Raw genomic sequence first — 26,195 nt, 5'->3', positions numbered from 1 at the left:
CGCGGCCTAGCGGGCGGCGGGATCAACCGAAGAGGAAACCAAGCGGGGGCGCCAGGCGCCCGGATGCGTCATGCCGAAATGGCGCGAAGCACGCGGTTGACAAAACTATAGAGACACGTCCCAAAAAGACAACTTAGCCAAGGACACGGGCCATACGCGTCTTGAACTCGGACAGGAAGCGCGGAGCATCCACGGTCAGTGCCACAAGCGCGCTCTTGTCCGGATCGGACAGGCGGCGCTCATCGCAGATGGTGCGACCGCGGTACTCGCCCAGCAGATCAACACGCAGGTTGCAGCCGAGCGCACCTACGAGCGTGGGGTCGATCGCCACGGCAACGGCCAGCGGATCGTGCAGCGCACAACCACCCAGGTAGGGTGCGTTCATCTCGTACGAGCCAATGTAGTGCTCGACCATGCTCGCAAATGCGCAGCCCGCCATGGTGCCCGAGCCCGTCCAGCCGGCAATGTCGCGGCGTGTGAGCACCACGCGATGCGTCACGTCCAGACCCACCATGGTGAGCTTACGGCCCGAGCGCAGCACCGCGTCGGCTGCCTCGGGGTCGCTCGCCATATTGGCCTCGGCGCCCGCGCTCACGTTGCCGGGCACGGTAAGGGCGCCGCCCATCACGACCACGCGGCCGATGGACATCATCGCCGCCGCATCGCGCTCCAGGGCGAGCGCCAGGTTGGAGAGCGGGCCAGTCGCTACGTAGACCAGATCGGGACCATAGGTGCGCGCGGCATCGATCAGATAATCGACCGCAGCGTTGCCGTCGGCCGAGGTCGCCCCCACCGGCTCGTAGGGCGACGCGGGCACGCTCGCGCCGCCGATGCCGTTCTTGCCGTGAATGAGCGCGGTGGACGCCGGCGGCGTATAGGGCTCAGTCGCCTGCAGAGGACGGTCGGCACCCAGGTACACCGGAACCTCGGGGCGACCCAGCAGATCGAGCACCGCAAGGCAGTTGTGCGCCGATTGCTCGACGCGCACGTTGCCAAAGCACGTGGTGATGCCCACGAGCTCCACCTCGGGGCTCGCGATGGCATAGGCCAGCGCCATCGCATCGTCCACACCCATATCCAGATCAAGGATCAGCTTCTTGGTTGTCATTGTTCTACTCCGCTTCTCCGTCTTTATCGTTTAACCAAACCAATGTTCAACTTCGGCGCGCGTGGGAATCGATTGCTGAGCGCCCAGGCGCGACACCGTCACTGCCGAGGCGCGAGCACCCGCGGCCATGCACTCAAAGAGCGGCAGGCCCTCTAGGCGAGCCGCCGCCAACGCGCCGATAAACGTATCGCCGGCGGCCGTGGTATCGACTACCGTACTCGAAAGTGCCGGCATGCGCAGCAGCTCACCGCCATCGCCGAGCGTAACCGAGCCGGCACCGCCCAACGTGATGACCGCAGCCCCGGCACCCTTGTCGAGCAGCGCATTGAGCGCGGTGACGCAACTCACATCATCCGTGGGCAGAATGCCCGTCAGCACTTGGCACTCGGTCTCGTTGGGACAGACCAGGTCGACCGCAGGCCAGACCTCCGCAGGCAGCTCGCAGGCAGGCGCTGGATTAAAGACCGTATAGAACCCCAGCTCGTGAGCGCAAACAAGCGCCTCGGCCGTCGCCGCAAGGTCACATTCGCCCTGGGCGATAAAGACGCTTCCGGCAGCCGGGGCAATCTCGCTGGCGTCGCCGTCGAGCTCATGGGCCACCAGACGCCTCAGCGCGCAGGCAACGTCCGCGCCCGCAAGCGCATGGTTGGCGCCCGGTGACAGTACGATGCGGTTGTCGCCCTCGCAGCGAATGATGGTCGCCGTTCCCGTCTCCACGTCATCGCGATGCACTACAAAGTCACAGTCCACGCCGGTGTCTTGGAGCCCCACCACGAGCGATGCGCCGAACGCGTCGCGACCGACCGCGCCGATCATGTGCGTGCACGCGCCCATACGCGCGGCAGCTACGGCCTGATTGGCGCCCTTGCCGCCGGCGTTGGTGATAAACCCGCTGCCGCCGACGGTCTCGCCCGCACGCGGTATGCGCTCGCACGCCACCGAAAGGTCCATGTTCATGCTGCCGAACACCGCAACGATGCCACGATCTGCCATGGAAACCTCCTCATCTGCGGGCTTTGCACCCACCGTCGACCGTCGATTGCGCGCCTTCGCACCTCTATAACTTTAGTTCACTTTGATGTGAACGCACCCTTGAGGTTGCGCCAGCAGCAAGCATTCACAGGAGCAGGCAGCTACAATGAATACGTGCTGATTATTCTCGTCATTGGATGATGTTTTATGGAACAATTCTCGCAATCGGGCTCGCGCGGTCGACGCCGCACGGGCAACGAGCCGGCGCCGCACGAACGCGTGAAGAGCGAACGCCGTGCCAACGAGCCGCGACGCACCACGAGCCCCCATCGCGCTTCTGCCAACAACGCGGGCCGCGCCAACACTCCCGCCGCGGAGCAGACGCCTGCTCGCCCCAAATCCCGCTACATCCCTGCCCTTGACGGCCTGCGTACGCTCGCCGTCGTCGCGGTGGTGCTCTATCACCTTAACCTCACGTGGGCGCAGGGCGGCCTGCTTGGCGTCACGATCTTCTTTGTGCTTTCGGGCTATCTGATCACGCGCTTGCTGCTCAACGAAGTCGCTAAGACCGGCCGCATCGACCTCAAGAGCTTCTGGATCCGCCGCATCCGTCGCCTGGTCCCCGCCGTGGTAACCGTCGTGGTGGTGACCTGTGCGCTGTGCACCGTCTTCAACCACGTGATGCTCACCAAGATGCGCCCCGACATCTTGCCGTCGCTGCTGTTCTTTAACAACTGGTGGCAGATTGCTCAAAACGTCTCGTACTTCAATGCTCTGGGCGACCCCTCACCGCTCACGCACTTTTGGTCGCTTGCCATCGAGGAACAGTTCTACCTGATTTGGCCGCCGCTGCTGTTTGCCATGGTATCCATGCATGTGAGCAAGCCCAACACGCGCCGCGTGGTTCTGGGCCTTGCCGCGGTATCTGCCCTCGCCATGATGGTGCTTTACAACCCTGCCGCCGACCCCAGCCGCGTGTACTACGGCACCGACACCCGCGTGTTCTCGCTGCTGCTGGGTGCCTGGATGGCCTTTATCCCCGATCGCGACCTGGCGCCGGTGCGTCTCGCTCATCGTTTGGGGCTCAATCGCCTGGCCGGCGCCGCCAAGCACGGCAAGAACGCCGAGGGCAAACCTGGCGAGAAGGCCGACGAAGCAGCCGAGACCGCCCCGGCACAGCCGAGCGCCCTCGTGCGTTTTTGGTCCTCGCCCGCATCCATCGATGTGTTGGGCGTCGTGGGTCTGGTTGGCCTTGCCGCCATGGTCGCGCTCACCAACGGCTACACCGCCTTCCAGTATCGCGGAGGCACGCTGCTGTGCTCGATCCTCACGCTCATGGTCATCGCGGCCTGCGTGCAGCCCCAGGGAATGGTTGCCCGCGCGCTATCCGCCGAGCCACTCGTGTGGGTTGGCAAGCGCTCCTACAGCATCTACCTGTGGCACTATCCGCTGCTGCTCCTCATGAACCCGGTCGCCAACATCAACGATACGCCGTGGTGGCAGTACATTTTGCAGGTGTTGTTGGTGGTCGCCGTGGCAGAGTGCTGCTATCGCTTTATCGAGACTCCGTTTAGGAAGGGCGCCTTTGGGCGCACCGTCGCCGAATTCCGCGATGGCACCACCACGCCCGCCAACTGGGCACGCACGCACATCCCTGTCTGCGCAGCCTGCGCTGTCGTGTTGGTCGTTGCACTGGGCGGCCTGATCTTTGTGCCCGAGACGTCTGCGCTGAGCGGCGAGGGCGCCGAAGTTCTGAACAAGGAAGCCAAGAACACCGCGCCCACCGACCAGCAGGCGGCCGACGACACCGACAAGGACAACGACGGCTTCCCCGATGGCTCCTACGATCTGCTTATGATCGGCGACTCCGTGTCGCTGCGTGCCGTAGACACCTTTGACGGCGTGTTCCCGCACAGCCATATCGATGCCGAAAAGGGCCGCCAGTTTGATGCGGGCCGTGCGACATTTGAGGGCTATCTTCAACAGAACCTTGCCGGCAAGATCGTGGTCTTTGCGCTGGGCACCAACGGCTTGGTAACCGACGACCAAATCGACGCCATCATGGCCGATGCAGGAGATAAGCGTATTGTGGTGTTTGTGAACACGCGCAGCCCGCAGCCGTGGGTTGGCTCTACCAACCAGGCCATCGCCAACGCCGCTACGCGTTACAAGAACGTACGCGTTATCGACTGGTACGGATACAGTGCCAACCGCAACGACCTGTTCGATGGCGATGGCACGCATCTATCGACCACTGGCGTGACTGAGTACCTCAACTTGATCCACGATGCCGTCAAGAAGGACCTGCCCGTACACCCCGAGGATCACGTCAACGATCCGCAGCCGGCAGCCGTCAAGTCTGCCACCGACGCACTCGTCAACGCGCTTGCCTTCAAGCCGCACAAGCTGGGCACCGACAAGTAACCTGCAGCGCAAACTTCCCACATCCGGAGGGGGTGTCTGCCACGGCAGACACCCCCTCCGGCAGTTAGGGACACTCCTGGCGCAGCCAATGAAGACCTCTACGGATGAATTCCAGGCCGCTCCGTCGCTCCAGACATCGTTTCCGCGCCTCGTGCCTGCCCCAAACAATCAAAACAAGCCCTTTTCGCCGCACCCTCAAAGGTCTGTGGGCAAAAAAGGGCAAATATGAGTACTGTTACCATTTTAGTAGCAGGCAAAACCACCCAAAATGACGTCCGAGCGACCCCTACAACCCCCTAAAGCAGCCAACCTGACTGGTTTAAGGCGTATTGGAGCCAATTTTAATGAACATACTAAATGCTATGTTCATTATCTTTTAGGATGTAAATGTTATTCACTTAGCAACAGTACTCATATTTGGCATTTTTGTCCATTGCTATATAACTAACACCCTATAGCAGACAAAAAACAGGCCGCAGCCCATCGCTGCGGCCTGTTCGGAAGCAAAAGTGGGCGTTAAGCGCTGTAGCCCATCGCTTGCAGCACAAACATGACGACTGTCAGCACCGTAATCACGGCGATAGTCGCCCAAGTGAGCACGTTCCACACACGGCCGTTGCGGTTGGCACCCATAATGTGGCGATCCGCCGCGATAACCACCTGGAATACCAAGACTACAGGCAGCAGCACGCCATTGATGACCTGCGAGGTCATCATAATCTGGAACAGATCAACGCCGGGCATAAGCACCAGCACGGCAGAGATACCGATGATGGCCGTAATGATGCCGCGGTAAACCGGGGCCTCGTCCCAGCTGCGGTCGGCACCGCGCTCCCAGCCAAATGCCTCGCAGATAGCGCTCGACGTAACGCCCGGTAGCACGCAGGCGGCCAAGAAGCTCGCCGCGACCAGGCCCGAGGCAAACAGTACCGTGGACCACTGACCCGCAATAGGCTCCAGCGCGCGGGCAGCATCGGCGGCATCGCTAATCTGAATACCCGCCGGGAACAACACCGTACCGGTCGTGATGATAATAAAGCCGGCAATGATATCGGCGGCAAGCGAGCCGCTCACAGTATCGATGCGCTGCAGCACGATATCGTCCTCGCCCGCGTTCTTATCGACCACGTTGTTCTGCGCCAAGAAAATCATCCACGGCGCGATGGTGGTACCGATCGTTGCGACCACGAGCGACACGTAGCTGGGGTCATTTTGAATGTTAGGCACGACCAGGTCGACCGCGACCTCACCCCAGTTGGGGCCAGCCATAAACGCGGCGACAATATAGGTCACGAACACGCAGCTCACCAGCAGCAGAATCTTCTCGATGCGCTGGAAACTACCCGACATGGTAAGCATCCACACCAGCAGCGCTACCAACGGCACCGAGATGCTCGCCGGCACGCCAAAGAGAGCAAGGCCGCTGGCGATGCCCGCGAACTCCGAAATGGTCACAGCCGTGTTGGCGATCAACAGCGCCGCCATAGCAAGTACACTCTTGCGCACGCCAAAGCGCTCGCGAATGAGCGATGCCAGGCCCTTGCCCGTGACGCAGCCGCAGCGCGCCGCGGTCTCCTGTGTCACGATGAGCAGCACAGTCATGACGGGAAGCATCCAGAGCATCTTGTAGCCATAGCTGGCGCCCGCGCTGGAATACGTTGCAATGCCGCCGGCGTCATTGCCCGAAAGCGCCGCCAGCAGACCGGGACCCATAGCGCCAAAGATGGCCGCGATGGTCAACTTTTGCTTGGTGCCCGACTTTTGCTTGGTATTTTGCACGCGACCACCTAACCCATGACCGACATGGTGAGCAGCACCGCAGCGGCGCAGTACGCTATGCACGAGATCATGACGGCAATAACGTTCATGGCGGTGCCCGACGTGTTGAGGTCATGCTCGTCACGCCAGAACAGCACCATCAGGTAAATCACGGCGCTCATGTTGCCAACCAGGCAAATGATGGCAGCGATATTAAAGCAGCCGGTAAAGAGCTGCTCCTCAAACATGGGCGCATCGGGAAACGCGGCGGTGCGCACCAGCTGGGCGCACAGATAGGTCACGAGTGACAGAATCAGGCCCATGCCCGTGCTCTGGAAGAAGAATCCCAGATATGGCTTGGGCTCGTCGTCGTGACCGTCATACTCCAAGAAGTAGTTCTTGACGAACGACACCATACGCGAGGCAGCCAGCAACACGAGCGGCATGGCGCACATGGGGAACACCACCAAATGCGCGGAGCCCAGCGCCGTCCCCAGCACCGTTGCCATGATGCACGAGGCGATGCCCCACACGACGACCCAGTACTGACGATGCACGAACCAGCTGAGCACGTTCGTCGAGTCGTCCGACGCGCTATCGCCCGAGCCGACACCGGCGATCTGCAGGTCCTCCTGATGCTCCTCGGCAATAACGTCCATGGCGTCGTCGAAGGTCACGATGCCCAGGATATGACGGTTCTCGTCGCAGACAGGGATGGCAACCAGGTCGTACTTGGTCATCTCGTCCGTCACGTCTTCCTGGTCCTCGTCGGGTGACACGTAGACCAGATCGCGATAGGCGAGCTGGCCCAGCGTGGCGTCGCGGTCGGCCACGATCAGCGTGCGCAGCGAAAGCACGCCCGTCAGCATGCCGCTCGGGTCCTCGGTATAGACGTAATAGACGCTCTCAAAGTCCTCGTCGAGCTTGCGAATCGCCTCGATGGCGTCGCCGACCGTCGCCGTGGCGGGCAGCGAGACAAACTCCGAGGTCATGATGCGGCCGGCGGTGTTGTCCTCGTAGCCCAGCAGATTACGAATCGCCTTCTCCTCCTTGACGCCCATCAGGCGCAGGAGCTTCTCGGCCTTCTCATAATCGAGTTCGTCGATCAGGTCGGCAGCGTCGTCCGGGTCCATCATGGCCAGCATCGACGATGCGTCCGTGTCGGACAGGCCCTCGAGCATCTCGGTCATAAGCTCATCGTCATCGAACTCCGAGATGGCCTCGGCGGCCTGGGCAGTATCGAGCTGCGCAAACACCTGCGCACGCAGGCGCGGGTCGAGCTGCTCGATAATGTCGGCGATGTCGGCAGGGTGCAGCTCGCCGAGCGTCTTGTGCGACACCGAGAGTTGAATGTTCTTGGTCGAGCGGTCGAGCAGGTCCATGTAGGACCAAGCGATGATGTCCTCACTGAGCGGCTTGCCCAGGTGCTTCATAAAGCCTTCGACGATATGCTCGAGCGCGGGGCTGATGGCGCGTAGCAGACCGCGGGCACCGACCTCGGCGCCCAGCAGGCGCAGCTGGTTTTCGCCCGACATGGAAAACTTGATGTCGTTTACGCGCACGACCTTCATGCCCTGCGTGTCGACAATCTGCTTGTTGAGCACGTCGCGGGCAAGCAAGAGTTCGGTCGGCTGCAGGTACGAAAAACGGATTTCGGTGGCCGACGTCTTAAGGTGTACACCCGTCTCGTCGATACGGTCGACCCATTTGCGCCAGCTGATCATAAACGGCGTCTTGCCGGGACCGCGGAACGCGAGCGACGTCACGTGTGGAAAAACTTCGCCGGTAGCAATACCAAAATCGTTGACCACGCCGAGCTTTTCGCCATCGACGTCCAAGACCGGCAATTTGAGCATCTCACTCAGATAATTCAATGGTGCTCCCCATCATTATTCCTCCGAACGCGGCCGCATGTGCGGCGTCCGGGGGCTTCTGGATATGTATACGCATGCGCGGGCGGCACGCCGCTCGACGCTTACACCCCGTGCATGCGCAAAAAGCACCTGCATGGGGTCATCGACTGTATGGTCGAGGTTTGGATTTCACCTGTAACCTTTCTCTTGACCCTCATTAACCGCAGTAACTATAGCATCAGCATCGCCCTGCGGCATCGAATTTATGCGCTGCACATTGCAGGCATACCAAACGCTGACGCATCCGTGACATAGCCATTGGGGACGTTCTTAAACGACTACCCAATGACTACTCTGTGGTGTCGTCGTCCTCGGCAAGTTGGGGGAACACGGCGTTTTTGGGCATGGCGGCCTTCGTCAGCGAGGTGAGCTTTTTGCTCAGCGATGTATCCGTCTTGACCAGATCGCTCAATGTCACGATTTTGTAGCCGTCGGCAATAAGCCCGTCGATAATCTGCGGCAGCGCCTCGAGCGTCTGCTCGGCGCATTCATCGTTATCGGTCAGCAACACAATGTTGCCCGGCGTCACCGAATCGAGCACCGTCGAGACCTGCTCGTCGGCACCGTTGAGCAGCCAGTCGCCCGAATCGATATTCCACGAGACCACGGCAGACACCAGGTCCATCGCATCAATCCAGTTTTGCTCGTCAAAGGCTGCGTAGGGAGCACGCAAAAGCATCGTCGACGTTCCGGTCGCGGACTTGATCGCCTCGGTGCCCTTCGAAACCTGCTCGCGCACCGCATCGCGGTCCTGGCCCTTGAGCGATTCGTCGCTGTAACTGTTGGAGCCGACCTCGCAGCCGGCATCGACAATCGCCTTGGCCGTGGCGGGCGAGGCCTCGGCCGCATCACCCGACAGGAAGAACGTCGCGGTGACGCCCTTTTCCTTAAGCACCCGCAAGATCTGCTTGGTCGCTCCGCTCGGACCCTCATCAAACGTCAGCGCAACGTACTTTTCGTTGCCCTTGGGTGCCACGCTCGCGCACTCGACCACGCAATCGGTGGCGGGCACGACCTCGCCGCGGTCCTGCGTCTTGCCCGATTGCTCGCCGACCCACACCTCGGAGCGGCCCTGGATACCCCACGTCTTGACGTACTCGATGGCACCCGTGCCCTCGACCTTGAGCTTGGGCTCGATAACCGTCGCCTGGACCTCGTGCTTCTCATACGTGTCACGGCCGTCCTTGACCGTCACCTTCTCGCCACCCGTAAGCTCGCGGCTTTTCCACTTGCCCTGTTTTATGCGCTTGCCGTCCACCTTTACCGACAGCTTTTCGCCGCCATGGCGGGTCAGCACGCTGTCGTCAACGGCCAGCAGATCACCAGCGTCGTAGGTATCGGTCAGCTCCTGGTCGTCGATGAGATTTTGCAGCGTAGAGCCGACGCGCACTGCAGTCTCCTGGCCGTTGAGGACGACATCCACGCTGCGGTTGACGTAGCCCACAACGGCGGCGACAAACAGCACGAGCGCGCAGCCCACGGCGATGAGCGCATAGGGCAGGCGAGACGGACGACGGGGCGTGCGGCCGTTGCCGATGCGAGCGCTGCGGTCGCTAAAGCCGCGGCTATGGTTGAGATACATCGCGCCGGGCTTACGGTGACGCTTGCGCTGACCGCTGGGCAGCTGCCCCAGGTCGCGGCGCGCCGTCGGACGCGCACCCGAGCGCCCGTTTAAGTTAGATCCGTTTTGGCGCATATGCCCTCCCCCATAAAGGCAGCAAGCCGGAGCAACAGGTCTCCGGCTTGCCTCCCATCAATTGGTACGTCGCTATTTGCTAGCTTTTGACGAGCCCCCGCTCGCCTTTTGATATTCGTCCTTAAAGGCCTTGAACATACCGCGCGTCTTGCCGAGCTGCTTGCCCAGTGCGCGACTGCCCTTGTCCACGGCAACCGATCCCTTGTCGTCGAGCACCTTGGCGCCCTTTTTGACCTTGTCGCCCACCACGACGCTGGCCTCGGCGGCCTTGGCAGCCGCACCGCCCGAATACCCGAGCGACTTGACCTCGTCCGAGACGACCATCGCGCCGTTCTCGTAGCCGCGCAGCATCGTCGGCGGCACCTGCGTGTCACCAACCAAAACACTCGAAGCAGCACCGGCGGTCACATAGAATGCCTGCACGATGCCCGAGCGCGGCTTGAACTCAACGTCCGAGCAATAGCCCACGACGTCGCCCGATTCCGTGCGCACGTCCATACCGACCCAGATGATGCAATCGTCCAGGTTGATGTCGAGGCGCTTGGCCGCAGCGGTATCGTAGGTGCCCTTGACGTCGTCAACCGCGATGGCGCCCTCGTAGACACCAATGGCGTCGAGCGCTACGAATCGGTCGGGACGCTCGATCATACCCGCGATATCGGACTGGCGGACCATAAAGCCGACCACGCGCGTACCGCCCGGGGTAAAGACCGGAAAGTGAATCTTTCCGAGCTTTTTAGGGCTGCGCGGTGTGCCGTCCTTTTTGGTACGCTTGTCCTCAGTAGGCTTGCGATAGATCTTGGCGCCGACAAAATCCCCGGCGCGCATTATGCCTCGGTCGAGGGCTCCGCAGCCTCGGTATCAGCCTCGACGGCGTTTTCGACCACGACGTCGGCGGCAGGCGTCACGTTGCTGCCCGAAATGGCGTCGTTGAGCTGCTCGCGCAGCTGGTCCATGCGCTCGCGGGCCAGGTCGACCTTGGCGCGCAGGTCGTCGGTCTTGGCGTCGACCATCGGGCCAAAGTCATTCACCGCAGCACGGGCCTCCTCGGCGCTGTGCTCGTAGGTGTCGCGCATATTGTCCCAGGCGTCGTTGGCGATATCGGCAGCCATGGCGCGGGTCTCGGCGCCCGAGCGCGGGGCCAGAGCAACGCCGACAATAGCGCCGGCAGCGGCACCAAAAAGTGCGCCGGAGACAAAGCTGAAAGTCTTACCCATGATCATTCCTCTCCTGCGGGCACGTCGGTGCCCACCGTTTGAATGCTGTCCATTATACCCGCAGCGCATCACTTGCCGCTCCGCTCATCTGCGTACGGCAAAGGCGCAGGTACGTGATGGTGATAAACGCGTAGGCCTACTCCTGGGGCATAGCCGGCATGGCCACCGTGGCACCCGGGTCCTCGCCGGCGCCGTCCACGAGCGGCAGGCCGCCCTCATGCGCAGGCCCTGCCGGAACCGTCGCCGCACCGCCAAAGACGGCAGCGGAGGCCTCGTGGTTCTCGGCAACCGCGCCCTCGGTATCAATCGCCACCTGGGGCTCGTCGTCAAAGTTGGGGACACCCTGGGGCTCGGTGGAAACGGGCTCGGCGGTCGCATCGGAAACGGGCTCGGCGTCGACCGGCGCATCGCCCTCGTCAGCGCCCTCGTCAGCGCCCTCGTCCTCGGCAGCATCTTCGCCGTTCGCAGCGGCGACGGCCTCGTGAGGATCCTTACCCTCGGCCTCGGCGCGCATGCCCAGCACCAGGTTGCGCAGGCCCGCGACCGTGCCCTCCACGTCGGGGGCAGGCTGGTCGGCGTGCAGATAGGCCCAGTCCATCATAAAGGTGGCCGAAGACAGCGCACCGATGGCCAGCGCGTCGTCGGGGCACGAAAGCTCAACCTCAAAGACGCGCTCGTCGTGCTCGCTTACGCGCGTGCGGCCGCACGAGATGCTACCGGCAAGACCGGTCTCGTTCATGAGCTCGACCGTCACATGCTCAAGCAGATGGCAAAGCTCGGTCTGGCCCATGCAGTCCTGGAACTCGCGACCGGAATCACCCAGGCACAGGTGCTTGGCAATCGCCGGCACCAGGTAATACACGCGCGCCGTGGCCTCGATATCCTCCGAGGTCATGAGCGGCATGCCAGGGTTCACCAGCACGTGCGCGCAGATCTTGTCCTCGCTGACGGTGACCTTAAGGATGTTAAACAGGCCTGCCATAACTCTCCCCTACTCTTCCTTGTCCTACTCGTCGCCGTCGTGCGGATTCGCGGAACCCGCACCCGACGTCGTCGGCTCGTCTACCGAAGACTCGGAATCCTTCTTATCGGTTTCGGCCGGAGCGATCACGCGAATGAGCGAGATGCGCTGGCCACGCATCGACTGCACTTTAAACTTGTACCCCGCGACCTCAAACACCTCTCCGATGTCGGGCACCGAGTCGCAAAGCTCCAAAATCCAGCCGGCGATGGTTTCATAATCATCGCTTTCCTCAAGCGGCCAACCAAGCTCAATCGCGTCATCGCACGAAAAACGCCCATCAACGAGCCACTCGCGGCGCGAAAGGCGCGTGAGATACTTGTTGTCGGGGTCGAACTCGTCCTCGATCTCGCCGACGATCTCCTCGACGATGTCCTCGATGGTGATGATGCCGGCCGTGCCGCCGTACTCGTCCACGACCACCACGATCTGGTCGTGCGAGGTCTGCATCTCGGACAGCAGCGGCAGGATGTCCTTGGTGTCGGGCACAAAGGTGGCGTCGCGCAAAAAGCCGGCGATGGGCTGGTCGCCCTTGCCGTCGAGCGCGGGCTGAATCAGGTCCTTGATGTGCGCGATGCCGGCGACGTTGTCGGGATCCTCGTGATAGACGGGGATGCGGCTAAAGCCGGTCTGGCGCATGGTGGACAGCACGTCGGCGACCGTCTCGTCGTCCTCGCACATGGTGGTGTCCACGCGCGGCACCATGACCTCGCGGGCAACGGTGTCGCCCAGGTCGAAGATCTCGTGGATCATGCGCTTTTCCTCGTCGAGCAGGTCGTCCTGCTCCGAGACCATGTACTTGATCTCTTCTTCCGAGACGTTCTGGCGGTCGTCGGCACTCTTGATGCGCAGGATGCGGGCCAGGCCATCGGAGCAAGCACCGGTCAGCCACACGAGCGGACGGGCGATCTTTTGGAAAAACGACAACGGTCCCACGACCTGCTTGGACACGCCCTCGGCATTGGCCAGGCCGATGCGCTTGGGGACGAGCTCGCCGATCACGATGGACACGAAGGCGACCGCGACGGTGATGATGACCGGCGCCAGGCCGCGCGCGATGGCGGAGAGCGGCGCGATGCCAAAGCTCATGAGCCACGTAGCGAGCGGGTCGGACAGACTCGTCGAGGCGACGGCGGACGAGGCGAAGCCCACGAGCGTGATGGCGACCTGGATGGTGGCGAGCAGCTGGTCGGAGTCGGCAGCCAGCTTAATGGCACGCTCGGCGCGTTTGTCGCCTTCCTCGGCCTCGTGCTCCAGCACGGCGCGCTTGGCCGTGGTGAGCGCCATCTCTGACATAGAGAAGTAACCGTTGATGAGGGTCAAAACGAGGGTGGTGATAAGGGAGATGGTTATGTCCATCGGGAGTTTCTCGAACCTCCAAGATTCGGGACGTCGGATTAAAACGTTGACGGCGGATACGGCAATTGCACCGGCGCCCAAACAAGGACGCGGGTGCGCAGGCGTGGTCGCTAGATTACGAAGAGAATCACCGCCATGAACTGGAAGATGCTGCCGGCGAGCACCCACAGGTGAAACACGCTGTGAAGATAGCGCACGTTTTTGGCGATATAGAACGGCACGCCCGCGGTGTAGCACACGCCGCCGACGGCGAGCAGGGCAAGTGCCACGGGGTTGAGCAGCGCAACAAGTTCGGGCAGCTTAAAGACAACGAGCCAGCCCATCAGCAGGTAGACCAGGCCGCTTACCCAATGCGGCTGGCGCTCGCGTAGGAAGCACTCGAGGGCGATGCCGATGATGGCGATGGCCCATACGGCAAAGAACAGCACAGCGCCGCCGTCGTTTGCGAGCGTGATGAGGCAAAACGGCGTATAGCTGCCGGCTATGAGCAGGTAGATGCAGCTGTGGTCGATGATGCGAAACACGCGCTTGGCGCGCGCGGGCTGAATCGCGTGGTAGAGCGTGGAGGCTAGGTATTCGAGGATAATGCTGACGCCATAGACAATCGCCGCGGCCATATGGGCCGGGCCTCCGCCGCGCAGGGCGGCGAATACGATCAGGAGCACCAGACCCGCGATACCCAGCAGGCAGCCGACACCATGGGTGACGGAGTTCATGATCTCCTCGCCCACTGTGTAGTGTGGAACGACCGCGGTCTTGGGTCGCGGCTTAGAACTGTCGCTCGAATCGGACATGCCGGTTACATCCTCCAACGTAAAGAGTTCTCAACACTATATCAAAGCGTCTAGGTACGTGCGAAATTTGCACCATACGTGACCCTTTGTTTACCCATTCTTTGCCTGTTGACGCATCAACGGCGAACGTCCATAATGCGCTTGCATTAAATGTTGATGTATTAACATCTTATAGGAGAATACCGCATGGCTCAAAACGCACGTTCCCATCGAAAGCTCAAGATAGCCGGCATCGTTGCACTGGTGGTTGTCGTTGCGCTGCTCGGATTTGCCGGCAACTTTCTGTTTGACTTCGCGCTGAATCCCCGCGCGCCATACACCATGAAGATGATGCAGGATAGCAAGAACGACAAAGAAGGTGAGCAGCCGGATGCCGAGGATACCGAGGCGCGGGCATGGTTTAAAGAGAACCGCAAGAGCAGCAACCTCACCGCGGACGACGGGACCGAGCTTGCCGCCTGGTATTTTGCTGCGTCGGAGAGCACGCACGACTACGCCGTCTGCCTGCATGGATATACCAACGAGCCCATCGGTATGGCCCGATACGCCAAACGCTTCCACGACCGTGGCATGAACGTACTCGCACCCGCCGCCCGCGCCCACGAGCGCTCCGGCGGCGACTATATCGGCATGGGCTGGCCCGAGCGCCTCGACATCGTCGCATGGATCGAGCGAATCGTTCAGGCTGACCCCAAGGCGCGCATCCTGGTCTTTGGCGAATCCATGGGCGCGGCGACCGCCATGAACGTCGCAGGGGAATCTCTGCCCGCAAACGTGAAATGCATTATCGAGGACTGCGGTTATACGAGTGTTTGGGACGAGTTTTCTCTGCAGCTCAAGGACGTGTTCGGCCTGCCCAGCTTTCCCTTGCTCGATGTAGCAAACTTGGTGTGCAACGTGCGCGCGGGCTACGACTTTCATAAGGCGAGCAGCGTGGAACAGCTCAAGCGCGCGACGGTTCCCATGCTGTTTATCCACGGTGACCAAGACACCTTTGTGCCGTACAGCATGCTCGACCAAAACTACGACGCGTGCGCCAGCAAGGTCAAGCAAAAGCTCACCGTCCATGGCGCCACCCACGCCAAGAGCGCGCAGGTCAACCCCAAACTCTACTGGAACACGGTCGACGACTTCCTCGACGAGTATTTTTAGGCAAATAGTACGGTTTACTGGCCTATCTGACCCCCTAGCACTTCCGAAAAGCCGCCCGTGGGCACTGTGCTCACGGGCGGCTTTTGCTAACAGTTGTGCTACAAAGGCGCTTGTTTTGTCTAATAGCTAGGTGCTACTTGACCTCGATGAGCTCATACTCGCTCGTGCCCAGGCCGATCTTCTCGGCATGCGCGATGCACACGCGCCAGTCGGTGTCGGGATGCGTGATGCAGAAGGGATCCTTGGCCTGCTCGCCCTCCAGATGCTCGTGGTTATGCTCCATCTTGGCCGCGCTATCGGTGAGCTCGGTGTTGGGCAGCGGCTCAGACGCCATGACGGCGTCGGCGCAGGCCTGGTCGATGGCGACCGGGTCGAAGCTCGCGAACATGCCGATGTCGTTGACGATAGGCGTATCGTTTTCGGGATGGCAGTCGCAGTTGGGACTGATGTCCATGGCAAGCGAGATGTGGAAGCTCGGGCGGCCGTCGACGACGGCCTTGGTGTACTCGGCGATCTTGCAGTTGAGCACGTCGGCCGCGGCCTCATAACCGGGCTTGATGCAGTCCTGGTTGCATGCCGCAATGCAGCGTCCGCAGCCCACGCAGCGATCGTGGTCGATGGCAGCCACGTGCACCGTGCGAGTAGCGCCGCTGGCAAGCTCGCGCTCGCGGGTGCCGTCGAACGAGATAGCGTTGTGCGCGCAGATCTTTTCGCAGGCATGGCAGCCAACGCAGTGCTCGGTCGCGACGTTCGGCTTGCCGGCGGCATGCTGCTCCATCTTGCCGGCACGGCTGCCGCCTCCCATGCCCAGGTTCTTCATGGCGCCGCCAAAACCGGCCTGCTCATGGCCCTTAAAGTGGGTGAGGCTGATCACGATATCGGCATCCATGAGCGCCTGACCGATCTTGGCCTCGTGCACGTACTCGCCGCCCTCGACCGGGACGAGCGCCTCGTCGGTGCCCTTAAGGCCGTCGGCGATGATGATCTGGCAGCCCGTGGCATACGGGGTAAAGCCGTTCTGGTAGGCGGTATCGATGTGCTCGAGCGCGTTTTTGCGGCTACCGACATAGAGCGTGTTGCAGTCGGTGAGGAAGGGCTTGCCGCCCAGCTCCTTGACGACATCCGCGACGGCGCGGGCGTAGTTGGGGCGCAAAAAGCTCAGGTTGCCCAGCTCGCCAAAGTGAATCTTGATAGCAACGAACTTGTTCTCAAAGTCGATCTGCTCAATTCCGGCGTGACGGATGAGGCGCTTGAGCTTGTCGAGCTGGCTCTCGCGAGCATGCGTGCGCAGGTTGGTGAAGTACACCTTAGCGGGTGCTGCGGGTGCAGTTGCGGTCATAGATCTATCCCCTCGGTCTATATGGCGTTACAGACATAAGGGATGGTACCAGTTAAAGCAGAGTTAATGTCAAGCGCGGCACCTAGTCATTGGGGACAGACTTAAATGACTACTCTTGGACTTTGAGGGCCTCGGCCAGGCTGACGCGCTTGATAGAGCGCGTGTGTAGCAGCGCCACGACCAGGTAGGTCGCAAAGCCAATGCCCACGCACGCAGCCATGGACCAAGCGGGCACGTAGATCTCGATATTGCCGTTGTAGGCGAGCAGCATCGAGCGGAAGATGGCCGTGAGCGAGCCAATAATGACCGGCAGGCTCAACACGAGCGACGCCGCCACGCACAGCGTGATCGAGCGGATATACAGATGCGAGATCTCGCTATCGCGATAGCCAAAGACTTTCATGTAGCTGATCGAACGGGCGCTGTGATCGATCACAGCCTTGGTCAGCAGGTACATAAACAGCAGGAAGATAAACACCGCGAGACCAATCATCATTCCGATCATTTTGCTCATCATACCGATGAACTGGTCGCCCACGGCGCGCATGTCGTCGGGCGTGGTGTCGCCGGCAAAGTAGCGCGAATCGAGGTCGAGCTTCTCGTCGCTCACATAGCCGTTAAAGTAGGCGGCGTCGTTGTCGAACAGCTCGTTAAAGTCGTCGATACTCATATAGATATTCATGTCCGACTTGGAGCCCCAGGCACAGTCCTCGCCCGCGTACTCAAGGGAATAATGCTCGCCCTCGTACTTGTCGCGGAGCGTGACCTTCTGGCCCTCGCTCCAGCCAAACTTGTCGAGCAGGCCACCGCCAAAGACAACGCGCCCATCGCCGACGTTGAGGTCTTTCCAATAGCGCGAATCGGATGAAATACCGTAGACGGAAATCGTCTCCTCGCCATTTCTATCGCCGCGGTCGTATTGCAGCTGGTAAACGGCATATTTCTCGGCCTGCGCGATTGCGCCCGCGCCGTTGTCGGTCGTATTGACCGGGTGGATATCATCGTTGTCAGTGTCGATCTTAGAGGCCTTGTCGATCAGGTCGATAGCCTCGTCGCGGTCGCAGCCGAGGGCATCGGCAAGGTCATCGAGGCGCGCATAAAGCGCATCCTTCTTGTCCTGGACCTTGGCGAGCGCGTCCTGCGCCGCGGCCAGGCTCTCGGCAGACGGAGCGCTGGTCGCGGCATCGGCTGCTGCCTGCGCTGCATCGGCCGCGTCGTCAAGCTCGTCATCGGCATCCTGAGCGGCAGAAAGCAGTGCGCCGTCAACCGACTGCAAACGCTCGAGTGCCGACCACTGCTCGCGCTCCTCGGCGGTGCCCTCGAGTTCCAGCGGGGCCTTGAGCGTGTACTGGTGCTCGGCGACCAGGCTTGTCTCGAGGTTGTCCGCGTAGTGCGTCATCGTGGGCAGAATCGCCAGGCCAAAGAGCAGTAGCAGCGAGGCAAACGCAATGCCCACGAAAAGCGTGGCGAAGTTGCCCAGATTACGCAGGAAGATGCGCAGGCGGAAGCGCGAGACAAAGCCCATGCGCTCCGGCAGCTGCAGGCCGCGCTTGGTGCCCGACTTGCCGCCCGCCTCGTGACGGAGGAACTGCAACGGCGTCTTGCCCATTTTGCGGAGCAGGCCCACCAGCGTAATGAGGATAAGCGCGGCGGCGGGAACCACGGCGCACTTCACAAAGATCTCCCAGCTCCAGTACACCTGGAAGGGCGGCAGGCTGTACGAGCCGTAATAGAGGCCGCGCATGGGCTCGGTAAAGAACGCAACGCCGAGCGCGGTGCCCAACAGCGCCGCGAGCATGCCCACGATGGCGGGAAGCGCGAGGTAGTGCAGTACGATCTCGCGACGGCGATAGCCGCTGGCGAGCAGTGTGCCGATGATGGCGCTCTCCTCCTCGATGGTGGCGTCGGTAAGGACCACAAAGACGAACGCCATGATCACGATGATGATGTCGAGCAGCGTCATCCACATCATAGAGTCGCCGTCCACGTCATCGCGCGCATAGCCAATGCCTTGATTGGAATCGGCGTCGATCAGATCGTCCACGCGCGCATCGGCGTCGGTCAGTGCCTCGACCATATCTTGCTCGGCGTCGATGCGGTCCGCGGTGGGGAGGTCGCGATCGGTAAAGGTGAAGGAGTAGGTGTAGGCGGGCGCGCCGCCGGCATCTTCGAGCGCGGCAAAGCCGCCATCGGTGACCTCGGCCACGCCGTACGTGATGGTGTTCACCGTAAAGTCCGAATTGTTGAGGAACAGCGCCTGGCTGTCGGGCTGGGTCATGATGCCGCAGATGATGTAGGTGCGGCCCTCAAGCTCAACCTTATCGCCCACGGCGAGGTCGTTGTTGGTGGCGAAGACACGGTCGATGGCTACCTCATCGTCCGTCTTGGGCTCCTTGCCCTCACAGTAGGACGCGATATCGACCTTGGTGCGGTGCGCATAGGTGCGCAGCGTGCGCTTGGTGCCGTCGTCGCCGGCGGTCTTTTTGATGATGGCGTCGATGGAGAAATTCTTGTAGAGCGTGACGCCGCCGACGTCGTCGGCCGCGTCCTCGGCTGCCTTGAGTTGCTCCTCGGTCGCCTCGAAGGAGGTGGTCACGCGGCCGTCCTCAATCGTGTACGCATCGCGCATGTCATCGATGAGGCAGCCGATGGAATGCGCCGCGAGCAAAAAGCCCGAGGTGAGAGCGATACTTCCGCACATAAGCAAAAAGATGCCCAGGTACTTGCCGGTATTGCGGCGCAGCTCGCGTGGGAGACGTTTTGCGAGAGGTGTCATGGCGCCGCCTACCAATCGAGCTCGGCGGCCGAGACGGGCGACTCGTTGAGCTCATCCTCGACGATGCGCCCGTCGCGCAGGCGCAGCACGCGATTGGCCATGCGCGCGATGGCGGCATTGTGGGTGACAATGATGATGGTGCAGCCGTACTCGTGATTGACATCTTCCATGAGCTGCAAGATTTCCTTGGACGTCTTATAGTCAAGCGCGCCCGTGGGCTCGTCGCACAGCAGCAGGCCCGGGTTTTTGACGAGTGCGCGGCCGATGGCGCAGCGCTGCTGCTGGCCACCCGAGACCTGGCACGGGAACTTGTTGCGGTGCTCGTAGAGGCCCAGCGAGCGCAGCAGGTCGTCGACGCTGAGCGGGTTTTTGGACAGGTGCGCCGTGACCTCGATGTTTTCCTTGATGGTGAGATCAGGCACCAGGTTGTAGAACTGGAAGACAAAGCCCAGCTCGCGGCGGCGATACTCGCCCAGGTCGGCGGGCTTGAGCACCGTGAGGTCGCAGCCGTCCACCATGATGGAGCCGGCGTCGGCATCCTCCAGGCCGCCGATCAGGTTGAGAAAGGTCGACTTGCCCGAGCCCGAGGGACCCAGCATGACGCAGATTTCGCCGCGGTTGATGGACGTGTCGATGCCATCGAGTACCGTCAGGCGCGCATCACCGTCGCCGTAGTGCTTTTTGAGCCCTTTGACCTGGACATAGGCTTTCTGCGTTGCCATGGCATCCCCCATTGTTAGCCTCGTACTACTTTATGAACGTAATAGTAAACCTTGGCGAACTATTTTGGGGCGAGAGTGGGGATTTGTTTCAAGGCTAGTCATTGGGGACGTTCTTAAATGACTAGCTGTTGGGGACACTCTTTCGCCACCCGGCAGTTAGGGACGTTCCCTTTCTGCCGGCAGCTGGGGACAGTCCTTGGCAACCCGGCCGGCAAGCCGGCGGTTCGGCAAAGACTGTCCCCAATGACTAGTCGTTTAAGTCTGTCCCCAATGACCACTCTTGGTCGTTTAAGTCTGTCCCCAATGAGTACCCGATGACTAGGTGGCTAGGCGTGGGATTTGGTGCGTGAGAGGGCCAGGCCTGCGGCGGCGATGGCCACGGCAAAGAGCACGGTGACGCCCAGGTCGCAGGCGATGTCGCCCAACATGGCAGACGTCAGGTCCGACGCGAGCGCCTTGCCGATCGCGTCGTTCACCCAATATGTCGGCACAAAGTGCGCCACGGTCTGCACGGCCGGGCCCATCAGCGACAGCGGCATCCAAGCGCCGCCCAAAAACGTCATGAGCATGCCAAGCAGGTTGCCCACACCGTTGAGCAGCTCCTCGCGCGCACCCAGGCTCGACAGCGCAAAGCCAACGGCCAGCGGCGTGCACGCCAGGGCAAACGTCGCCGCCAGCGCCAGGCACACACGGCCCACGCCGACTTCGGCAACCGCGCCGGCAAAGCCCACGACGCCCATCATGCTCGACACGAGCCAAATGCAGACGGTGAGCACCGCGGCAGCCGCGAACACGGCGAGTGAACGCTGGCGCTCGGAGAGCGGGCCGGCTTCCATGCGGCGCACGCGCTCGGGCTCATTCATGCCCGAGAACACCAGCCCCACCGATACGATGACCGACGAGATAATCGCGTACGCGCCAAAGTTGAAATACGACTTGAGCGTGGCGGCGGCAGTCGAGCCAACCTTGACCTGCTCGATCTGGACCTCGGCGCGCTTGGCGGCGGCATGCTCGGCGGCCTTGGCGACGCTGCCATTAGAGACGGCGGGCTCTAGGGCCGCCGCAGCGCCCGCGAGCGAGATCCAGCGCGAGGCCTCGGCAGACGAAAGCGCCGCCGCCATGGTGCCGGCGCCGTAGGTCACATCGAGCTTGGGCAGGGACTCCCCCGCGCGGGCGGCCGCGACCAGGTCGCCCTCAAACCCCTCCGGGATAAAGAACACGCAGTCGGCGCTGCCCTTAGCGCTGTTGCTCTTGGAGAGCGCGACCGCAAGGTCGTACGCGTCGTCGCCGATGCCCGTGACCAGGTCAAAACGCGAACCCAGGTGCTTGGTGAGCGCACGTGAAAGATCACTGCCGTCGCGGTCGACCACAATCACGTTGGTATCGTAGGGCTTGTACTCGGTAAGCTGCGACGAGTTCCAGCTCACCGATGCCGCGATGAATACGCCCATGAGCGAGATGAACACCGTATAGATGAGCAGGTAGAACGGGTGCGCCAGCGCCATGCGAAGCGCAGTCTTAAAGGTGCTCATAGCGGCTCCTTCCAAAGATCAGCGTAGCGGCGGCGACAAACACCAGCGTCATGAGGACCAGCGCGCCAGCGCGAACGGCAAAAGGTCCCAGGTCCTCAAAGAAATACAGGCGGTTGAACATGTCGCAGATGAGCTTGACGGGGTTGAGCCAGCACTCGGCCGGGCAGGCGCGGGCGACGTCGTCGGCAAGCGCCATCGCCGGCTCGCCGTAGAGGCCGGCGAACAGGGCGCACGTGGTAGCAAAGCCCGTGAGGATGCCGGACTTGGACGCCTTGCCGCCCTTAACGGGAAGTGTGCCCACGAAAAGGCCCAAGCCCGTGGCGGCAAGCGCGGAAGCGGCGCCACCCACCAGACACAGCCCCTCGCGCCCGCCAAAGTCGACGCCCACGACCAGGCGCACGTAGCCGATCGCGATCGTCATCGAGGCAAAGGAGACCAGCCACGAGCCGACAAAGATGCCGGTCAGCGATGCCGTCTTGGAAAGACCGCCCACACAGCGACGTGCGCCAAGGCCCGACAGATTGGGCTGCAGGTCGACGACGCTCAAGGCGGCAAACTCCGCAGACATCATCGCGACCAGGCCAAAAAGCGCGTAATAGTAGATGACCGTGCCATCGGGCGTGGTGCGTGTCAGGCTTACGCGGCGGGTACCGCCCTCGAGCGATAGAGCGCGCGCAACCGCCTCCGGGTCGGCGAGCGCCGCCGGGTTGTCCTGGGCAATCTGGGACATGAGCTTGGCATTTTGTGTATACGAGCTTGCCACCGTCTCCAGAATACTGCGGTCGGTGAGCACCGACGTCGCACGCGAGCTGCCATAGCTCAAAAGCAACGTGAGTTTGGGCGTGCCCGCATCGTCGACCGTATAGATGCCCGCGACCTCGCCGGCCTTAAGCGCACGGTTCGCATCGGCTGCGTCGTCGAGCTCGTGGATCTCGAGCAGCTGATCGCCGCCTTCCTTGGCAAGCGACGTCGCCACGCCCTTAAAGGTCGAAGCGTCCCAAGCCTCGTCCGCCACGACGGCCACCGGCACCGGGTCGACCGTGCCGTCGGAGCTGAGGTTCGCAAACATAAACATGAACATCGTGGAAAGTACGATGGGAAAGAGAGCGCCCCAGACCCACGTGCTCGGCCGGCGCAGCAGCGTCTTGACCGTAGTGATGATGGTGTTGAACATGGCTGCCCCCTAGTCGCGCAGCTCGCGGCCGGTGATCTCGAGGAACACGTCGTTGAGGGTCGGCGGCTCGCTCCACACGCGGCCGAGCGCAACGTCGGCAGCGCGCAGCGTGTCGAGGATGTCGACCAAATTGTGCGGGCTCGCTTCGCAGGTGCAGATGAGCTCGCCGCCGGACAGCTCAACCGAAAGCACGTGCTCGAGGGCGCGCAGCCGCTCGACCGTGGCGGTCTCTACGGCGCCAACCTCGACAGTCACGCGCTCGCCCATCTGAATCATGCGCTTGAGCTCGTCGTTGGTGCCCTGAGCCAGCACGCGCCCGCCGTCCATGATCATGATGCGGCTGCAGATTTGCTCGACTTCCTCCATGTAATGGCTGGTATACACCACTGTGGCACCCTCATCGCGCAGGCGACAGATGCCCTCCAGGATGGCGTTGCGGCTCTGCGGGTCGACCGCCACCGTGGGCTCGTCAAAGAAGATGAGCTCAGGCTTGTGCGCGATGCCGCAGGCGATGTTGAGGCGACGCGCCAGGCCGCCCGAGAGCTTGCCAGGGCGGAACTTAGCAAAGTCGCCCAGCCCGACAAAGTCGATCGCCTCGTCTACCAGCGCACGGCGGCGCTTGCGGTCGTTGACGTACAGGCTACAGAAATAGTCGATGTTCTCGCGCACCGTGAGCTCGTCGAACACCGCAACTTGCTGTGGGACCACGCCGATGCGGCGCTTGAGGTCGTAGCGCGTGGGCGTCATGGGTTCACCGAACAGCTCGATGGTGCCTTTGTCGTAGGCGAGCAGCTGCAGAATGCAGTTGATGGACGTGGTCTTGCCCGAGCCGTTGGGGCCCAGCAGGCCAAAGATCTCGCCGGGGGCGATGCTCAGATTAAAGTGGTCGAGCGCAATAAGATCGTCGTAGCGCTTGACGAGGTTTTCGACGTGGACGATGTCTGTCATGAGGCGGCCCTTCCGTTGATTGCGGCCCGGTACGATTGCATCATCGCAGGAGCCGCCGGCGCACGCCAGTGAGCTTTGTCACGAGTGCGAGGGGGCAGAGGTGAAACCCCCGCTCGCGCGAGCGATCGACGCCGCTTTGCCGCGCGGGAGGAATGTCACGGTTGCGCAGGCAGCCCCTCCACCGCGCGCGCCTTCGCGTACAATACCCGTATGAACAGGCTTTTCGACAAATCGATCGTGCTGGCGTGCTGTATTGCGGCCGCCATGGGTCTTGCTGTGGACGCTCGCCTGGTCGCGGCGTTTTGCCTTGGCGTTATTGCCACCTCGCTGGCCGAGGTCGTACAGGGAAACCGCGCCCGCCGTGTGAGCGAGGCCGCGAGCTACGCCTGCATCATCGCGGCTGTCTTCGTGCCGCCGTTTGTGCCGTTTGCGCCTCTCGCTCTCTATGACATCGCGCGACGCGTTCGCCGTGAACGAATCTGGCCCGCGCTGGCGATTGGCGCCGTGTTTGTCTGCGCGCTTGTCGCGGACCTTCGTGGTGGCGTGCTCACCACCCGAACGCTGCTGTTAACCGCCATCCTTTCGGTCGCCGCCACGTTGCTGTCGCTGCGCACCGCGCAGCTGGAGCGCGAACAGGAACGCATGCGTCGCACCCGCGACAAGCTGCAAGAACGCGCCCTGGCACTCGAGGCACGCAACCGCGACCTCGCCGACCGCCAGGACTACGAAGTCGAGCTCGCGACGCTCGCCGAACGCGCCCGTATCGCGCGCGAGATCCACGATAACGTGGGCCACCAGCTCACGCGCGCTTCGCTTCAAGCCGAGGCCCTGCGCGTGGTCCATGCCGATGAGCCCGGCGTCGCCGCCGATTTCGCCGACGTCAAACGCACGGTTGACGAGGCGCTCCAGCTCGTGCGCGCCAGCGTCCACGCGCTCAACGACAATGCAACTGACCTCTCCGTGCAGCTCGAGCGCATCGTTGAAGGCGCACGCTCGGACAGCGGTCCGCAGATTGAGCTTGAGGTTTTGGCCGAGCATGCGCCCGCCAACGTCGCCAACTGCTTTGCGGCGGTGCTGCGCGAGGCGCTTTCCAACGCCATGCGCCACGCTTGCGCCCAAACCGTCACCGTACGATGCATGGAACATCCGTCGTTTTACCAGCTTGTCGTTACCGACGATGGCGCGGGCGGGGTCCAAGCAAGCGGCCGCGGCGCTGCGGAGGGCATGGGGCTCGCCTCCATGCGCGAGCGCGTCGAGGCGCTTGGCGGCACCTTCACCGCCGGCCCGCGCGCCGGCACCGGCGGCTGGCGTGTGTTTGCCACCGTTCCCAAACAGCAAGGAGATGAGGGCCGATGAGGCTCATCGTTGTCGACGACGACCGCTTGGTGGTCGATTCGCTCAAGATTATCCTGGGCGCCCAGCCGCAGATCGAGGTAGTGGGCACCGGCGCCAACGGCAACGACGCGGTTTCGCTCTATGCCGAACACGCACCCGATATCGCGCTGCTCGACATTCAGATGCCGGGGCGCGACGGACTTTCGGCGGCACGCGAAATCCTTGAGCGCGACCCTGCGGCGCGCGTGGTGTTTCTGACGACATTCTCGGATGACGAGTACATTGTGTCGGCGCTGAAACTGGGTGCGCGCGGGTACCTGATTAAAACCGATGTCGCCGCCATTCCGCCGGCGTTGGCGCAGGTCATGGATGGCAAACGCATGCTCGAGGGTAAGGCGATCGAGGATATCGACTTTGATGGGGCGGGCGTCGAGGCCGGCACGACCCGCCGGCCCGCGGCCTTTGCCAGCCTGACCGACCGCGAGTTCAAAGTCGCCGAGCTCATCGCCCGCGGTCTCGATAACAAGGAGATTGCCGCCACCGCCTATATGGGCGAAGGCACCGTGCGAAACCACATCAGCTCGATCCTTGCCAAAATGGGCCTGCGCAACCGCACCCAAATCGCCATCGCCTACCTGCGAGGGTAGTTGCCCGAAGACCGACCGCCCCAGCAGAGTAAAATGGCTGCTACCGATTTAATGCCATTTCAAAACTATGCCGGTTTACTACGATGAATCGCCCGTCTCCGACCACAGCAAATTGCGCGCTTGCAAAACCGCAGGTAGAACGTTTGCAATATTTAGAAAAATGCAGCCATGGTCGGGAATGTCGAATTCGTCGTAGTAAACCGACATAGTTTTGTTCGGGCGGCCCTGCACGAGTACCTCCGCAAGCCTCGCGGGACCAAAATGATCCGTTTTCCTCCGTCCCCGGGGGATCATTTGGCAGCGCTCGC

At 62.0% G+C, this 26,195-nt stretch carries 20 protein-coding genes; 4 read left to right on the top strand and 16 right to left on the bottom strand.

The window, feature by feature from the left end:
* Window positions 1–133: 133 nt before the first annotated feature.
* Window positions 134–1,108, bottom strand: a complete 975-nt coding sequence (locus tag NBH09_RS06170) for a nucleoside hydrolase (protein ID WP_148332915.1) — start codon at window positions 1,106–1,108, stop codon at window positions 134–136.
* Between the two features lie 30 nt (window positions 1,109–1,138).
* Window positions 1,139–2,101, bottom strand: a complete 963-nt coding sequence (locus tag NBH09_RS06165; protein WP_250787362.1) for a ribokinase — start codon at window positions 2,099–2,101, stop codon at window positions 1,139–1,141.
* A gap of 186 nt (window positions 2,102–2,287) precedes the next feature.
* On the opposite strand from NBH09_RS06165, the gene NBH09_RS06160 reads away from it, so the two are divergent.
* On the top strand, window positions 2,288–4,504 hold the full coding sequence (locus NBH09_RS06160) for an acyltransferase family protein (RefSeq protein WP_250787361.1): 2,217 nt from the start codon (window positions 2,288–2,290) through the stop codon (window positions 4,502–4,504).
* 516 nt (window positions 4,505–5,020) lie between these two features.
* Here the strand turns inward: NBH09_RS06160 and NBH09_RS06155 are convergent.
* The 8 genes from NBH09_RS06155 to trhA form a co-directional block, all read right to left on the bottom strand.
* Entirely contained in the window at window positions 5,021–6,217 is a 1,197-nt protein-coding gene (locus NBH09_RS06155; protein ID WP_138114439.1) for an Nramp family divalent metal transporter, read from the bottom strand.
* A 74-nt stretch (window positions 6,218–6,291) separates the two neighbouring features.
* Window positions 6,292–8,136 (bottom strand): magnesium transporter, encoded by a 1,845-nt coding sequence (locus tag NBH09_RS06150; RefSeq protein ID WP_035136597.1) that lies wholly within the window; start codon window positions 8,134–8,136, stop codon window positions 6,292–6,294.
* A gap of 328 nt (window positions 8,137–8,464) precedes the next feature.
* Window positions 8,465–9,871, bottom strand: coding sequence for a polysaccharide deacetylase family protein (locus NBH09_RS06145; RefSeq protein ID WP_250787360.1), 1,407 nt, complete (start codon window positions 9,869–9,871; stop codon window positions 8,465–8,467).
* A 72-nt stretch (window positions 9,872–9,943) separates the two neighbouring features.
* Window positions 9,944–10,699: a PRC-barrel domain containing protein gene (locus NBH09_RS06140; RefSeq protein WP_117776631.1), complete on the bottom strand. Its 756-nt coding sequence runs from the start codon at window positions 10,697–10,699 to the stop codon at window positions 9,944–9,946.
* The gene (locus NBH09_RS06135) at window positions 10,699–11,088 is read right to left on the bottom strand and encodes a YtxH domain-containing protein (protein WP_250787359.1); all 390 of its coding nucleotides are present in this window, start codon (window positions 11,086–11,088) and stop codon (window positions 10,699–10,701) included. Before NBH09_RS06135 ends, NBH09_RS06140 begins: the two co-directional genes overlap by 1 nt.
* Before the next feature lie 136 nt (window positions 11,089–11,224).
* A complete protein-coding gene (locus tag NBH09_RS06130; RefSeq protein WP_250787358.1) occupies window positions 11,225–12,070 on the bottom strand; it encodes a cyanophycin synthetase family protein in 846 nt (281 codons plus the stop codon).
* A gap of 24 nt (window positions 12,071–12,094) precedes the next feature.
* A complete protein-coding gene (locus tag NBH09_RS06125) occupies window positions 12,095–13,468 on the bottom strand; it encodes a hemolysin family protein (RefSeq protein ID WP_055285343.1) in 1,374 nt (457 codons plus the stop codon).
* Window positions 13,469–13,578: 110 nt separating this feature from the next.
* Window positions 13,579–14,262 (bottom strand): PAQR family membrane homeostasis protein TrhA, encoded by a 684-nt coding sequence (gene trhA, locus NBH09_RS06120; RefSeq protein ID WP_006235740.1) that lies wholly within the window; start codon window positions 14,260–14,262, stop codon window positions 13,579–13,581.
* Window positions 14,263–14,448: 186 nt separating this feature from the next.
* On the opposite strand from trhA, the gene NBH09_RS06115 reads away from it, so the two are divergent.
* Window positions 14,449–15,414, top strand: a complete 966-nt coding sequence (locus NBH09_RS06115) for an alpha/beta hydrolase (protein ID WP_250787357.1) — start codon at window positions 14,449–14,451, stop codon at window positions 15,412–15,414.
* Between the two features lie 133 nt (window positions 15,415–15,547).
* On the opposite strand, the gene NBH09_RS06110 is transcribed toward NBH09_RS06115, so the two are convergent.
* The 6 genes from NBH09_RS06110 to NBH09_RS06085 all read right to left on the bottom strand — a co-directional run bounded on the left by NBH09_RS06110 (window position 15,548) and on the right by NBH09_RS06085 (window position 23,905).
* Entirely contained in the window at window positions 15,548–16,753 is a 1,206-nt protein-coding gene (locus NBH09_RS06110) for a DUF362 domain-containing protein (protein ID WP_250787356.1), read from the bottom strand.
* A 109-nt stretch (window positions 16,754–16,862) separates the two neighbouring features.
* Complete coding sequence (locus NBH09_RS06105; RefSeq protein WP_250787355.1) at window positions 16,863–19,529, bottom strand: ABC transporter permease; 2,667 nt, start codon at window positions 19,527–19,529, stop codon at window positions 16,863–16,865.
* A gap of 8 nt (window positions 19,530–19,537) precedes the next feature.
* Window positions 19,538–20,251, bottom strand: coding sequence for an ABC transporter ATP-binding protein (locus tag NBH09_RS06100; protein ID WP_250787354.1), 714 nt, complete (start codon window positions 20,249–20,251; stop codon window positions 19,538–19,540).
* 326 nt (window positions 20,252–20,577) lie between these two features.
* Window positions 20,578–21,783 (bottom strand): ABC transporter permease, encoded by a 1,206-nt coding sequence (locus NBH09_RS06095; protein ID WP_250787353.1) that lies wholly within the window; start codon window positions 21,781–21,783, stop codon window positions 20,578–20,580.
* Window positions 21,770–22,957, bottom strand: coding sequence for an ABC transporter permease (locus NBH09_RS06090; protein WP_250787352.1), 1,188 nt, complete (start codon window positions 22,955–22,957; stop codon window positions 21,770–21,772). The genes NBH09_RS06095 and NBH09_RS06090 overlap by 14 nt, the downstream gene beginning before the upstream one ends.
* 9 nt (window positions 22,958–22,966) lie before the next feature.
* Entirely contained in the window at window positions 22,967–23,905 is a 939-nt protein-coding gene (locus NBH09_RS06085) for an ABC transporter ATP-binding protein (RefSeq protein WP_250787351.1), read from the bottom strand.
* Between the two features lie 210 nt (window positions 23,906–24,115).
* On the opposite strand from NBH09_RS06085, the gene NBH09_RS06080 reads away from it, so the two are divergent.
* The gene (locus tag NBH09_RS06080) at window positions 24,116–25,261 is read left to right on the top strand and encodes a sensor histidine kinase (RefSeq protein ID WP_250787350.1); all 1,146 of its coding nucleotides are present in this window, start codon (window positions 24,116–24,118) and stop codon (window positions 25,259–25,261) included.
* Window positions 25,258–25,887, top strand: a complete 630-nt coding sequence (locus NBH09_RS06075) for a response regulator (RefSeq protein ID WP_250787349.1) — start codon at window positions 25,258–25,260, stop codon at window positions 25,885–25,887. The genes NBH09_RS06080 and NBH09_RS06075 overlap by 4 nt, the downstream gene beginning before the upstream one ends.
* Window positions 25,888–26,195: the final 308 nt, after the last annotated feature.

The organism is Collinsella sp. BG-O-102, from assembly GCF_023656745.1.
Taxonomy (GTDB): Bacteria; Actinomycetota; Coriobacteriia; order Coriobacteriales; family Coriobacteriaceae; genus Collinsella.
This window is presented reverse-complemented; position numbering and strand designations above follow the sequence as displayed.